Annotated in this window: 13 protein-coding genes; 1 reads left to right on the top strand and 12 read right to left on the bottom strand. The window is 68.7% G+C overall.

Features of this window, described 5'->3' with window-relative positions; genetic code table 11:
• Positions 1 to 313 precede the first annotated feature (313 nt).
• Positions 314 to 1,180 carry a hypothetical protein gene (locus EF387_RS26945; protein ID WP_128379191.1) on the top strand — a complete coding sequence of 289 codons (867 nt, stop codon included), beginning with the start codon at positions 314 to 316 and terminating at the stop codon, positions 1,178 to 1,180.
• Positions 1,181 to 1,237: 57 nt separating this feature from the next.
• Here the strand turns inward: EF387_RS26945 and EF387_RS26950 are convergent, their stop codons facing one another.
• The 12 genes from EF387_RS26950 to infA form a co-directional block, all read right to left on the bottom strand.
• Entirely contained in the window at positions 1,238 to 1,999 is a 762-nt protein-coding gene (locus EF387_RS26950) for a polyprenol monophosphomannose synthase (RefSeq protein ID WP_128379283.1), read from the bottom strand.
• A gap of 102 nt (positions 2,000 to 2,101) precedes the next feature.
• A complete protein-coding gene (locus tag EF387_RS26955) occupies positions 2,102 to 4,093 on the bottom strand; it encodes a glycosyltransferase family 39 protein (protein ID WP_238431719.1) in 1,992 nt (663 codons plus the stop codon).
• 50 nt (positions 4,094 to 4,143) lie between these two features.
• Positions 4,144 to 6,105 (bottom strand): ArnT family glycosyltransferase, encoded by a 1,962-nt coding sequence (locus EF387_RS26960; RefSeq protein WP_238431720.1) that lies wholly within the window; start codon positions 6,103 to 6,105, stop codon positions 4,144 to 4,146.
• Entirely contained in the window at positions 6,102 to 7,157 is a 1,056-nt protein-coding gene (locus tag EF387_RS26965) for a glycoside hydrolase family 26 protein (RefSeq protein WP_128379192.1), read from the bottom strand. The genes EF387_RS26960 and EF387_RS26965 overlap by 4 nt, the downstream gene beginning before the upstream one ends.
• Positions 7,154 to 8,725, bottom strand: a complete 1,572-nt coding sequence (locus tag EF387_RS26970; RefSeq protein ID WP_238431721.1) for a glycosyltransferase family 2 protein — start codon at positions 8,723 to 8,725, stop codon at positions 7,154 to 7,156. Before EF387_RS26970 ends, EF387_RS26965 begins: the two co-directional genes overlap by 4 nt.
• Before the next feature lie 194 nt (positions 8,726 to 8,919).
• Positions 8,920 to 9,774 (bottom strand): tRNA pseudouridine(38-40) synthase TruA, encoded by an 855-nt coding sequence (gene truA, locus EF387_RS26975; RefSeq protein WP_128379194.1) that lies wholly within the window; start codon positions 9,772 to 9,774, stop codon positions 8,920 to 8,922.
• 364 nt (positions 9,775 to 10,138) lie between these two features.
• On the bottom strand, positions 10,139 to 10,666 hold the full coding sequence (gene rplQ, locus EF387_RS26980; protein ID WP_128379195.1) for a 50S ribosomal protein L17: 528 nt from the start codon (positions 10,664 to 10,666) through the stop codon (positions 10,139 to 10,141).
• A 195-nt stretch (positions 10,667 to 10,861) separates the two neighbouring features.
• Complete coding sequence (locus EF387_RS26985) at positions 10,862 to 11,884, bottom strand: DNA-directed RNA polymerase subunit alpha (protein ID WP_003966937.1); 1,023 nt, start codon at positions 11,882 to 11,884, stop codon at positions 10,862 to 10,864.
• 183 nt (positions 11,885 to 12,067) lie between these two features.
• Positions 12,068 to 12,472 (bottom strand): 30S ribosomal protein S11, encoded by a 405-nt coding sequence (gene rpsK, locus EF387_RS26990; protein WP_003956432.1) that lies wholly within the window; start codon positions 12,470 to 12,472, stop codon positions 12,068 to 12,070.
• Between the two features lie 69 nt (positions 12,473 to 12,541).
• Positions 12,542 to 12,922 carry a 30S ribosomal protein S13 gene (gene rpsM / locus EF387_RS26995; protein WP_128379196.1) on the bottom strand — a complete coding sequence of 127 codons (381 nt, stop codon included), beginning with the start codon at positions 12,920 to 12,922 and terminating at the stop codon, positions 12,542 to 12,544.
• Between the two features lie 189 nt (positions 12,923 to 13,111).
• On the bottom strand, positions 13,112 to 13,225 hold the full coding sequence (gene rpmJ / locus EF387_RS27000) for a 50S ribosomal protein L36 (RefSeq protein ID WP_003998809.1): 114 nt from the start codon (positions 13,223 to 13,225) through the stop codon (positions 13,112 to 13,114).
• 198 nt (positions 13,226 to 13,423) lie between these two features.
• Positions 13,424 to 13,645: a translation initiation factor IF-1 gene (infA, locus tag EF387_RS27005; protein WP_003948620.1), complete on the bottom strand. Its 222-nt coding sequence runs from the start codon at positions 13,643 to 13,645 to the stop codon at positions 13,424 to 13,426.
• Positions 13,646 to 13,719 lie beyond the last annotated feature (74 nt).

Below are 13,719 nucleotides of genomic sequence, written 5' to 3' on the forward strand. Positions count from 1 at the left end.
CAGTGAATGGTCCTGACAAGGTCACCGAAGACGATCACGACAGCCCTGACCGCACGGCGGCGACGCAAACCGCATGCTGATCGCTGGTCATCGGCCCGGTGGACCGGTGTAAGGGCCCCTCACGTGAGAATGAGCAAGCCAATACACATAACGAACTGGCAGAATACCCGCGCCGCCCCGGACGGGTCAAAACGGGGTGCCGACGGGCGCACTCGGCAGGTTCTCACCCCTCCCGGCCCACACCCGCACCCCACGTCCACCCAGTCCCCGACATCCCGTCCGGCCACTCCAACTTCCCGTCTAAGATGCGCCCATGAGCTTTGGGCAGGGGGGATCCCAGTGGGGTCCCGGGGGTTCAAGGCCCCCGTGGGGAAGCCAGACTCCGGACTGGGCGGCGCTGGCCGACGCGGCCGAGTCCCGTCAGCGGCGCCGCCGATGGCTGCTGATCGGCGGCGGCGCCCTGGCCACCGTGGCCATCGGCACGGCCGTCGCCGTGGCCGTGGTCTCCGCGAACAGCGGCAGTGACACGGCGGGGAACCAGCCGACCAGCCAGCTGCCCACGAACGCGGCCCTTCCGAGCGAGACCATCGAACCGGTCCCGTCCTTCGCACCGACCTCGGTCGCTCCCCCGCTGGACCCGAAGGACTTCATCTCCAGCGCGAAGAAGGACACCGCACCGCTCACCCCCGGCTCGCTCTTCCCCGGCAGCCAGCTCACCGTGGGCGAGACCGTGTACCAGAAGGGCGACATGACGTCCACGGGGAACTGCGCCTCGGCCGTGCAGGGTGCCACCCTCGGCAAGGTCCTCACGCAGAACGGCTGTCAGCAGCTGATCCGCGCCAGCTACATGAAGGACAAGATCGCGGTCACCGTCGGCGTCGCGGTCTTCGAGACCGAGGCCCAGGCCACCAAGGCCAAGCAGCAGGCCGACAGCAAGGACAACGTCACATCGCTCTCCGGAGGCGGCGTCGGCACCTTCTGCAGATCGGAGATCTGCCGCAAGACCACCAACTCCTACGGCCGTTACCTCTACCTCACCATCGCCGGGTTCATCAACGACAAGGACGTGGCGCAGAAGGACTCCGCCGTCTTCAAGATCGGCGACGACCTCCAGGTGTTCACCGTCCGCCAGATCCACCGGCGCGGCGAGGCCCAGGCGTCGGCGGCGGCCAACCAGTAACCGGCCGGCCGCCGCCCCCACCGACCCGTAACCGGGATCAGGCGTGCGGTCCCCGGCTCAGTGGTCCGGCCGGTGCTTCATGCGCAGTCGGATGGGCACCACGGCCGACTCCAGCTGGGTCCTCAGTGTCATCTTCGACACGCCCTCGGTGCGCTCCTCGAAGCGGATCGGGATCTCCACCGCGCTGTGCCCGGCCCTGACCGCCTTGTACTTCAGCTCGACCTGGAAGCTGTAGCCGGCACTGTCCAGCGTGGCCAGATCCACATCCCGCAGCGTCTGCGCCGACCAGAGGTTGAAGCCCGCCGTGATGTCCCGGATCTTCGTCCCCAGTACCGTCCGCGCGTACCGGTTGGCGAACCGCGAAAGCAACTGCCGGTGCACCCCCCACTCCTCGTCCAGTGACCCCCCTTCGACGTAGCGGCTGCCGACCACCAGACCGACCCGGTTGGCCTGCGCCGTGCCCACCATGCGCACCACCGCCTCCACCGGATGACTGCCGTCGGCGTCCATCTGCACGACGTAGTCGGCGCCCTCCGCCAGCGCGGCGCTCATGCCGGCCACGTAGGCCCGCCCCAGACCGTCCTTCTCCGTCCGGTGCAGCACCGACATCTTCCGCCGGCCACCGCTGTTGTACTTCTCGGCCAGCTCGTCCGCGATGCGCCCGGTTCCGTCCGGACTGGAATCGTCCACCACCTTCAGGTGGATCCCGGGAAGCGGTAACTGGAGCACCGCCTCCGCCATCCGCGGCAGATTGGCGGCCTCGTTGTACGTCGGCATCACCACGGTGACCGCCGCGTACGCCCCCATGTCGTACGTCATCCCATCCCCCATGTCATTCCCTCCCACCCCGGGCGCGGGCCTTCCCGCGCCCGGAAAACCACTAGGTGTGCGGCCAGTGCCCCGGCCGGTGCCCGACGGGCATCACGTGTGCACCTCGCGGTCGCCGGCGTCGCCGCCCGAGCCCGTCGTCCCGGTCTCCTTGCGGGACCGTTCCAGGAGCACCAGCCGGAGACTGGTCAGCTTCTCGGTCCGCACGATCCGGAAGCTCCGCTGGATCGCGGCGGCCGTCGTCTTCGGCATGCCGGTGAACGGCTGCCCGTCCTGCGTGGTGGCGACCAGCCACAGCCGTTCCGCCTTGGCCAGGCACTTCGCGGGCTGTGGGCACTCCAGAGCACCGAAGGACCCCAGCTCCTGCGGTGTCCGGTACATCAGCCAGTCGCGCGGTCGCCCGGCGTCGTCGCGCAGCTCGTAGTCCATGGCCCGGCGCTCGGCCAGCTCCCCGCTGAAGACGATGCCGTCGCCCTTCTTCTGCCGTGCCTCGATGTACCGCGCGGCGCCACGGAAGTCGGGCTCACCGAGTGCGTTGACCCGGGCCTCGCGGATGCCGGGCAGCGCCTGGAAGGTGAGCCCGGCGACGGACGCCGCGGCGAGCACCCAGCACAGGCCGCGCCGCACGGCCGCCCCGGACCCTGCCCTCGCCCCGGCCACCGGCCCGGCGAGCCGGCCCACGGCCACGGCCGCGAGCAGCACCCAGGCAGGCAGGGTGAAGAGCAGATAGCGGGGCAGGAACAGATGCAGCTGGGCGGCGGTGACATAGGTGGCCAGCGGCGGCAGAACGATCCACACGGCCAGCGGCAGCGCGCGCCGGCCGGCGAAGAACAGTCCGAGCGCGCCGAGCGCCATCACGGGCAGGGCGACGTCCCAGCTCCCGAAGAGGTTCTTCGGGAACTCGACGAGGTCCTTCGTCGTCGGGTTGTTCCAGGCGATCTGTCCGCTCTGCCCCGAGCCCTGGAGGGCCATCGGAAACACGAAGGCCATGCCGAGCGTGCCCGCCGCCCCGTACGCCCAGCCGGCGATCCTGTCCCCGCCGCGCCGGGCCAGTACGACGATCACCAGGTGCGCGCCGAGCACCGCCAGTGACGCCAGATGACTCCAGCCGATGAGCGGTACCGACAGCGTGTAGGCGACCCACACCTTGAACGAGGGCCGGTCCAGAGCCCTGACGAGCAGCAGCGTGGACAGCAGCACGGCCGCGACCGCGAAGGCGTACGGGCGGATCTCCTGCCCGTAGCGCGTCACCGCGGGGATGACGGCGAAGGCGAGGCCGGCGATCAGGCCCACCTGGGTGGTGAACATCCGGCGGCCGAGCAGGGCGAGCAGGCCGGCCGAGGCGGCCATCGCGGCGGCGCCCGGGATGCGCATCGCGGTCTCCGAGTCCCCGGCCACCGAGATCCACAGGTGCATCAGCACGTAGTACGGCGTGAAGACCACGTCGATGCTGCGGATCAGCAGGCTCAGGTCATGGAAGGAGAGCGTCGCCGCCCACCAGGTGGCGTGCTCGTCCCGCCACAGCTGGCGCTCGCCGATGTCCCGGGTGATCGGAACGAGCGCGGCGAGGGTGGGCACCAGGAAGACCAGGATCGTGCCGAACGCTCCGCCGCCCGGCCGTTCCCCCTGCCCGTCAGGGGTCTCGTCCGGCTCCTCCGGTCCCTCGGGCCGCTCCCCCTGCCCCTCGGGCCGGCCTCCCTGCTCGTCGGGCCGCGCTCCCTGATCGCCGGGCGGATCGTCCCGCCGCAGGAGCCGATCGCCCTGCCGGACCTGGCGCACCTGCATGGTCTGCTCGGCCTGCCTGACCTGCTGGGCCTGTTGGGCCTGTTGGGCCTGTTGGGCCTGTTGGGCCTGGTGCGACTGCTGGGCGTGGGCCTGGTGCGCCTGGTGGGCCTGGGCGTGGCGCGCCTGCTGGATCTGCTCGGCCGTGGTGGCCGTCGCGTGTGCGGGAGCGCTCCCGCGCGCTGCCGCGCCGGGCGGTACCGCCGCGGTCGCGGCATGCTGCCCACCGGGCGCCTGCCCATGGAACGTTTCAGCATCGCCGTACCCGTCGGCCCCGCCGACCGGATGTGACGTCCGGTTCACCGGCGGACCCCCGGCGCGGTTTCCGCCGTACCCGGAACGTGCCTCAGGACTCATCTCTTGACCCAAATCCGATAGGCGCTGTCGCCACCGCTCGTGGTGAAGGGCAGCACGGCGGCGAGGCGGTAGTGGGTGTTGCCCTTCAGACCCTGCTTGACCGCCGCGAACGTGTCGGGGCTGACGCGGCCGTGCATGACGATCGCGTCGAAGTAGCCGTCGCGCACGGCCTGCCGGAAGGCGTCCGGCCCGGACTTGCCCCGGTAGTCCAGCACGTAGGAGTTCTGCCACTGCTCCCAGCGCGTGACGTCCCGCAGGTAGTAGCCGGGCACCTCCTGCTCCTCCGCGAGGTAGCGGCCCTTCTTGTCGACCACGTCACGCATGAACGCGATCATCGGCGCGGAGTCGGGGAAGCTGTACGCCCGCTGCGCCTGCACCATCCCGAACACCAGCGTGAGGACGTAGAGCATGATCCCCAGCTGGGGATGGCGGAAGTGCGGGCCGACCAGCCGGGCCATGCCGAGACCGGCCATCGGAGCGGCGAAGAACAGGCCGAAGCCCACGTGCTTGTACAGCGAGATCTCGGTCTGCAGATGGATCTGGTACGCGGGCGCGAGGAGCGCGGTGCCCGTGAGCAGCACGCCCAGCGCGGCCCGGCGCCAGCGCCCCGGGGTGATGCCCGCGATCCACGGCATCTCGCCCATACGGCCGCGCAACGTGTACCCGATGGTGCCGAACAGCGCCGCCAGGAACACCAGCCCGCCCCATTCGGCGCTGTGCTGGAGCATGGTCGCCGCGGTGTCGGTGCCGCGCGCCCGGTCGGTGGTGGTGGAGCTGATGCCGCCGACCGGTCCGGCGAGGAAGTAACCGGCGCCCAGCAGCGCACCGATGCCGCCGCCCAGCACCACACCGCGTCCCAGCGCACCGACACCGCGGTGCCGGTGCGCGGTGATCACCGCGAGCAGCACCAGGGTCGGCAGATAGAGCCCGGAGGCGTACTTCACCGCGAACGCCAGCGCCGCCGGGGGTGCGGCCAGCAGCACGGCGGCCGATTTCATCCGGTCGGTGCGTACCACGGCGTAGGCCGAGAGCGCGAGCAGGAAGATCGCGGCGGCGTCGTAGGTGGCGAAGTTGCCGAGCACCATCGTGGACTGCAGGACGGAGAACAGCGCGGCGGCACCGAGCCCGGCCCGGAGGTTGAACAACCGCCGGGTCAGCGAGTACAGCAGCCCGGTGGCGGCCAGCATGAAGAGCAGGCTCATCACACGGACGCCGGTCAGCCCGAACTGGGTGTCCACCAACGCCGCGAGCACCGGGTACAGCTTGGGATGCCCGGAGAAGTAGGCGGCGAAGTCCACCGGCGTCTTGGTCCCGTTGACCAGGTTGTCCAGCTCGTAGTGGCCGGCCGCGATGTACAGCGCCTCGTCCTGGAAAGCGGTGCCCCGCAGCCGCAGGGAGAGGCCCGCCTGCACCATCAGGATGCACACCAGCACCCCGCGGCCGAGCAGCTTGGAGCGCCGGGTGTCCACGGACCAGGCGGACTCCGGGACTTCAGGAAGTGTGTACGAAGGTTCAGGTTCCGCTTTCGGCGCAGCAGGAGGCGCTTCCGGCTGACGATGGGCCGACGCCCGCGGCGCGGCCTCCGTCGGCCCGAGCGCGGCTCCCCGCGGCCCCGAGGCGGTGTCGGGCGGCCCGTACACGGTCTGCTGGACCCCTGCCTGGGCCTGCCGGGAAGCCAACGGAGCCTGCTGGGAAGCGAACGGAGCCTGCTGGGGAACGAACTGGGCCTGCTGGGACCCGAACTCGGCCTGGTGTGGCACGTCCACGGCCTGCTGCGGCTGTGCGTACGGGTCGTACTCCGCGTAGTAGGGCGGATACGTCTGATACTCCGGCCGGTAGGCCGACGTCGGATCCTGCTGCGCCACGTAGCCGGCCGGATGGGCGTACGAGTCCTGCGTCTCGTACTCGTACACCTCGGGGTCGCGGGCCCAGGAGGGGGTCTGCCGAGGATGGTTCATGGTTTGGTCACATCGAATCCGAAGCGGGCGCCCGCGGCCTGTTCCTTGAAGGTGCGCAGTGTCGCCGGGCCGCTCGTGATGCGCCAGTCGCTCTCCTTGTCGAAGTTGAACCAGACGAAGCCGATCACGTCGTCCCGCGCGGCCGTGCCCTGGAAGAGGTCCTTGATGTCGGAGGGTTTGCGCTCGCCCGCCTCGGCGGCCGTCTCGGCGATCAGGAACGGCTTCTTGGTGAACGCGCGCACCTGACGCATCGTCGGCTCGTACAGCGTCGCGTAGGTGGCGGCGCCGCCGCGGGCGTAGTAGCCGATGACGCCGACCCAGTCGACGTACTCCTCACCCGGCCAGAAAGGTTTCAGCTTCACGTTCGGCATCGGGTTGACGACATTGGGGCTCCACACCCAGATGACCTGGGTGGCGCCCTCCTGGGTGAAGACGTCGTGGATGTGCCGGTAGGCCTTGACGAAGTCCGCGGCGGTGGCCTTCTTGGTGCCCCACGGGTACCAGAAGCCGTTCATCTCGTGCGCGAAGCTGATGGCAACCGGGAGGTTGAGTTCCTTGACGGAGCGCGCGTATTCGCGGATGTACGCGTCCTCCTTGCCGGAGGCGATCCGCTTCAGGCTCTTGGTGAAGGGTTCCCAGGCAATGTAGGACAGCGCGCCGTAGTCCCAGGAGTTCTGCACCAGACGGGTCTCGTACTGGTCGCCCCAGGCGGAGTAGAACTCGACCACGTTGGGCTTTTTGCCGGCCTTCTTCGCGAAGTCCTCGACGGCCGTCATCTTCGCGGGCGCGCCCTCGGCGGCGACTCCGAAGTACTTCTTCTTCGGCTTCAGCAACGGCCTTACGTCATAGGGCGGTTCGGGCTTCTCGGCGGCGGACTCGGAGGGCCCGGTGCTCGGCTCCGCCGACTTGCCCTGGCTGCGGTTGTACTGGTCGCGGCCCTCCTCGGAGAAGGTGCCGCAGCCGGCGAGCAGGGCTCCGGCGAGCAGGACGGCGGCGGCGTTCCGCAGGGAACCCGCGGCGCTCCACCGGGAACGGCTGGGTAAGTGGCTCATGCGGTCTGCTCCCGGGGCTGTACGAGGACACGGCCGACGACCATCGCGTAGAACAGCCCGGCGGACAGCATCAGCGCGAAGTCCGGCGGATACAGCGTCAGCATCCGCCAGGCGGCGACGACCACCCACAGCACGGCGGTGCCGCCGGTCCAGACGATCATTCCGGTCCAGTACCGGCGCATGCCGTTCTTCTTGGCGCCCTGCGAACCGGTCGGCTTCCAGCCCATGGGCCGGCCGCGCAGCACGTCCCACACGGCGAAGACGTGCGACCAGCCGTACATCATCCGCACCGACCAGGCCTCCAGCCGGTACGGAGCCCGGTGCCACAGCGGCAGGACCAGCGTGACGTACGCGATGGACGGCAGCACCCACAACGAGGCCTCGGCACGCAGCAGGTCGGGGCGCAGGATCATCAAGGCGAGCGGGATGACCGGCAGCAGGAAGGTGGCCAGCGCGGTCTGCAGGTAGTAGAGGAAGCCGGAGACGTAGCACAGCCGCGTCTTGAACTTCAGGTCCATCTCCCAGAACCGCTTGCTGGTGAGCAGTTCGAGGGAGCCCATGCACCAGCGGTACTGCTGGTTGTGGAAGGCGCCGGCGGTGTCCGGGCAGACACCGGCGGACAGCGCGACCGGGACGTACTTGAGCTTCCAGCCCAGCGCCCGCAGGTCGAAGCCGGTGTACATGTCCTCGGAGTGCTCGATCAGCGAGATACCGCCGATCTGTTCCAGCGCGGCCCGCCGGTAGACGGCGCACGAGCCGACGCAGATGGAGCCGTCGAGGTCTTCCCGGGAGGTCTGCACGGAGCGGTAGAACTGCTCCTGCACCGCGCCCGCGCCGCGCTCGATCCAGTTCTGCCGGTCGATGATCCGGAAGAACTGCGGGGACTGCACGATGCCGATCCGGTCGTCGGCGTCCATGTGCGGCAGCAGTTCGTCGAGCAGGTCCGCGCGGGGCGCGAAGTCGGCGTCGAGGATGAGGATGTGGTCACCGTCGGTGATCCCGAAGGCGTGGTGCAGATTGCCGGCCTTCTTGAACCAGCCGCGGTTGGGCCGCACCACGTAGGTGAAACCGAAGTCGCGCGCCATGGCGCCGACTTCGTCGTCGGCTCCGTCGTCCAGGACGTAGACCTTCACGACGCCGTGGTAGGTGCCCGCGAGCCGGTTCACATGGACCCAGGTATTGTGCAGCACCTCGATCGGCTCCCCGCACACCGGCAGGAAGACGTCCACGCTCGGGTGGACGGCGGGCCGCCAGGCGCGTACGAGCTGCTTGTGCGCCTTGAGGTCGAAGTCCTTGCTGAGTCCGTCGAGATAGAGCGAGATCAGATAGTCCGCGACGACGAAGACCAGCAGCGGGAGCGTCAGCCAGAACCAGGGGCTGGACGCGGTGAACAGAATCTGGCTCACGCCCAGACAGGCGAAGCTGATGAGGGAGCCCAGGGTCAGCACCCACAGATGCCGTCTGGCGTACGAGTACTTCTCCGAATCGTCCGGTGGCTGCGGTAACAGCCCTTGGTGCTCCGGTCCGCGTCTGCGCTTGCGATTGGGCGCGACGCGCGTAATGCCCACTGCGGTCATAGTGATGTGAACCCCCGGGCCGAACGGCCCCTGTTACCCCACCCAAGGCCCGGCCAACCCCTAAATCGAACTCAAGGCCGGACTCGGTAACCATAACCGAGGTGCTCTCGTTGCGCCGGAACAATTGGGTTGCGCGCGTTACGCCGGAGTTTCACATCACCGCACATGGGACATACAGCTACTCCTCAGCAACACCCCGGTCCCGGCAGGGAGCGCCGGTTGCGCGCCTCCTTGTTCCGCGCGGCGAGCAGTTCGTCCGCGGGGTAACCGACCTCCTCGAGAGTCAGTCCGTGCGGCCGCACGACGTGCACGGCGGAATCCCGCACACGGGCGGCGAGCACCTTGCCCGGCCACTCCGGCCCGCGGTGCCCGTCCCCCACGAACAGCAGTGCCCCGATGAGCGAGCGCACCATGTTGTGGCAGAAGGCGTCGGCGCGGACAGTGGCGGTGATGATGCCGTCCGCGCCGCGCAGCAGACTCAGTTCCTGGAGCGTACGGATGGTGGTCGCGCCCTCGCGCTTCTTGCAGTACGCGGCGAAGTCGTGCTCGCCGAGCAGGTGGCGGGCGGCCTCGTTCATGGCGTCGACGTCGAGCGGCCAGTCGTGCCAGAGGACGTGGCCCCGCAGCAGGGGGTCGACTCCGCCGGGGTTGTCGGTGACGCGATAGGCGTACCGCCGCCAGATCGCGGAGAACCGCGCGTTGAAGCCCGTCGGCGCCTCCCGCAGAGCCCACACCCGCACATCCTTGGGCAGCCGCCCGGCGAGCCGTTTGAGCAGCTTCTCATGGTGCTCGCGCCAGACCGTCTCCGGCAGATCGACGTGCACCACCTGTCCCCGGGCATGCACGCCGGCGTCGGTCCGACCCGCCACGGTCAGCTCGTACGTCTCCCTGGACCGGGTGACCGTCCGCAGGGCGTCCTCCACCTCCCCCTGCACGGTCCGCCGCCCCCCGGCCTGCTTGGCCCACCCGGAGAACTCGGTCCCGTCGTAGGAAAGATCCATCCGCACCCGCACGAAACCGGGCTGTACTTCATCACTCACGGGAGGATCCTCTCAGCAAGGGCCTGTCTGGGGTTGTGATCTGGATCAGGGAGCGGGGTGTGGTGCATGCGATCGCAAGGCGCCGGGACGCCCTCGATGGGGGTGCCCCCGCTCGAGCGAAGTCGAAAGTGGGGGAGGAGCTACTAGGGCGTTTCGGCAACGCCGATGGGGGCCCCTGCTCATGGGGTCCCCCCGCTCGAGCGCAGCCGAGAGTGGGGGAGGAGCCGAGAGCTTGGGGGAATGCGTGCCACGCCCCGCGAGCCCAGATCACAACCCCAGACAGGCCCTAGGCGAGCCGCCACGGGAACGCGAAAGCGGGCCCACCCCACAGGGGCGGACCCGCTCAGTACCGCGAAGCGAACGCTCAGGCGTCCTTGCCGCTCTCGTCAGCCGCTTCGGCGGCCTCGGCCGGCTTGGCGTCCTCGACGACCTCGTCGGACTTGGCCGGGGCGGCCTCCTCCTTCTTCAGGGCGTCTTCCTTGACCGCACGCTTGGTGGCGGCCTCGGCCTCACCCACGGCGTTCTGCTGCACCGTCAGCGCCTCGACCAGCTCGATGACGGCCATGGGCGCGTTGTCGCCACGGCGGTTACCGATCTTGGTGATGCGGGTGTAGCCACCGGGACGGTTCTCGTACCGCGGGCCGATCTCGGTGAAGAGCGTGTGCACGACGCTCTTGTCCGTGATGACCTGGAGCACCTGACGGCGGTTGTGAAGGTCGCCCTTCTTCGCCTTGGTGACCAGACGCTCGGCGTACGGACGCAGGCGACGGGCCTTCGCCTCGGTGGTGGTGATACGGCCGTGCTCGAAGAGCGACTTCGCGAGGTTCGCGAGGAGCAGCTTCTCGTGCGCGGCACTGCCGCCCAGACGGGCACCCTTGGTGGGCTTCGGCATCTCTTTCTCCTGTGTGTCTGCCCCGGCCGTGTCAGGTACCGGGGTCAGTATCCGAGCAGGCGGTTACCTGTCGGAGATCCAGGCCCCCGAAGGGGCCTGGAAGGGGTGCGGGGTGGTGTCGATGCGACTCCGTCGCGTGGGCACGACCAGCCACTGCCGGCCCCGCACACGCTGTACGGCCTCCCCGCGGAGCGCTCAGTACTGCTCGGTCTCGACGAAGCCCGCGTCCGCGTCGTCGTCCGCGCCGAACGCGTCCGCCGCAGCGGTGGGGTCGAATCCGGGCGGGCTGTCCTTGAGGGCCAGGCCCATGCCGGCCAGCTTCGCCTTGACCTCGTCGATCGACTTCGCTCCGAAGTTGCGAATGTCGAGCAGGTCGGCCTCGGAGCGCGCGACCAGCTCACCCACGGAGTGGATGCCCTCGCGCTTGAGGCAGTTGTAGGACCGGACGGTGAGCTCGAGCTCCTCGATCGGCAGCGCGAGGTCGGCGGCGAGGGCGGCGTCCGTGGGGGACGGGCCCATGTCGATGCCCTCGGCGTCGATGTTGAGCTCGCGGGCGAGACCGAACAGCTCGACCAGGGTCTTACCGGCCGACGCCATGGCGTCGCGCGGACGCATGGCCTGCTTGGTCTCGACGTCGACGATCAGCTTGTCGAAGTCGGTGCGCTGCTCGACACGCGTGGCCTCGACCTTGTAGGTGACCTTGAGCACCGGCGAGTAGATGGAGTCGACCGGGATCCGGCCGATCTCCTGGCCCACCTGCTTGTTCTGAACGGCGGAGACGTAGCCGCGACCACGCTCGACGGTCAGCTCCATCTCCAGCTTGCCCTTGCCGTTCAGGGTCGCCAGCACGAGGTCGGGGTTGTGCACCTCGACACCGGCCGGGGGCGCGATGTCGGCGGCGGTGACCAGACCCGGGCCCTGCTTGCGCAGGTACATCACGACGGGCTCGTCGTGCTCCGAGGAGACGACCAGCTGCTTGATGTTGAGGATCAGGTCGGTGACGTCCTCCTTGACGCCCGGCACGGTGGTGAACTCGTGCAGCACGCCGTCGATCCGGATGGAGGTGACGGCGGCACCCGGGATCGAGGAGAGGAGGGTACGGCGCAGGGAGTTGCCGAGGGTGTAGCCGAAGCCCGGCTCCAGCGGCTCGATCACGAACCGGGAGCGGAACTCGTCGACGACCTCTTCGGTCAACGAGGGACGCTGAGCGATCAGCATGTGTGGATCAGATCCTTCATTCGTGGACGCCCGCTATTTGACGTCCGACGGAACCGCACCCGAGAGAGTGCGGGTACTGCAAGGGTACGGGCGATACGGCTCCGAGAAGAGCCGTACCGCCCGGCTGGTCCGTGTGGGGAGACCCCACACCCCCGAAACTGCCCGTGAGGCGGGCGTCCGGCGTCAGACGCGACGACGCTTCGGCGGACGGCAGCCGTTGTGCGGGGTCGGGGTGACGTCCTGGATGGAGCCGACCTCGAGACCCGTGGCCTGCAGGGAACGGATCGCGGTCTCACGACCGGAACCCGGGCCCTTGACGAACACGTCGACCTTGCGCATGCCGTGCTCCTGGGCGCGGCGAGCAGCCGACTCGGCGGCCATCTGCGCGGCGAACGGCGTGGACTTCCGGGAGCCCTTGAAGCCGACGTGGCCGGCGGAGGCCCAGGAGATCACGTTGCCCGAGGGGTCGGTGATCGAAACGATGGTGTTGTTGAACGTGCTCTTGATGTGCGCGTGGCCGTGAGCGACGTTCTTCTTTTCCTTGCGGCGCACCTTCTTGGCAGCGCCCTGGCGTCCCTTGGGGGGCATGTATCGAACTCCTACGGGAGGTGGTCGGTCCTACAGCGAAGACCGCTGGACGGCGAGGTCCGCTGAGGACTACTTCTTGCCCGGCTTCTTCTTACCGGCGATGGCGCGACGCGGGCCCTTGCGGGTGCGGGCGTTGGTGCTGGTGCGCTGACCACGGACCGGCAGACCGCGGCGGTGACGCAGACCCTGGTAGCAGCCGATCTCCACCTTGCGGCGGATGTCGGCCTGGATCTCACGACGGAGGTCACCCTCGGTCTTGATGTTGTTGTCGACGTACTCGCGGATCCGGACCAGCTCCTCCTCGGAGAGGTCACGGACACGGGTGTCGGGGTTCACGCCGGTCTCGGCCAGCGTCTGCTGCGAGAGGGTCCGGCCGATGCCGAACACGTAGGTGAGGGCGACCTCCACGCGCTTTTCGCGCGGGATGTCGACACCGGAAACGCGTGCCACTTAATGGCTCCAGTTGATCGTCGGAGGTCTTCCGCAGAACCGGCTCCCGGCCGCCGTGTCAGGTACGAACCGGGTCCCCGGCCTCCGACCGGGGGTGTCGGACCACCGATAGATGATCCGGGTCCTGCGTATTTGCATATTCAGCTTGCGTCGCGCGAATGTCTGCGGATGCAGAGGTTCGGTCGTGCGTCAGCCCTGGCGCTGCTTGTGGCGCGGGTTCTCGCAGATGACCATGACCCGGCCGTGACGGCGGATCACCCTGCACTTGTCGCAGATCTTCTTGACGCTCGGCTTGACCTTCATGGGTGTGAGGTTCTCCGGGTCAGTGCCGCCCCGCCAACCGGGCCGGGGAAGCGATGAAAAGATCTACTTGTAGCGTTGGAGTTCTCTTCCCGAGGGAACAGGAAGACTCCCCTGGATCACTCCGGGGAGTTTGACAGGACGAGCCTGCCCGGCGACGACCCTCCCGGCCGCCGGGGCGAGTACGAGACCCGCCCGAGCTCACTTGTACCGATAGACGATGCGGCCACGCGTCAGGTCGTACGGAGACAGCTCCACCACGACCCGGTCGTCAGGGAGGATGCGGATGTAGTGCATACGCATCTTGCCGCTGATGTGTGCCAGGACCTGGTGGCCGTTCTGGAGCTCGACCTTGAACATGGCGTTCGGCAGAGACTCGACGACAGTGCCCTCGATCTCGATGGCACCTTGCTTCTTGGCCACGCTTCGCCCTTCGAATCGACTACCTTGATCGACCCTGCTCACCGCACGTGGACATGCGGATACACGAGAGCCGA

This window comes from Streptomyces cavernae (genome assembly GCF_004023625.1).
GTDB lineage: Bacteria > Actinomycetota > Actinomycetes > Streptomycetales > Streptomycetaceae > Streptomyces > Streptomyces cavernae.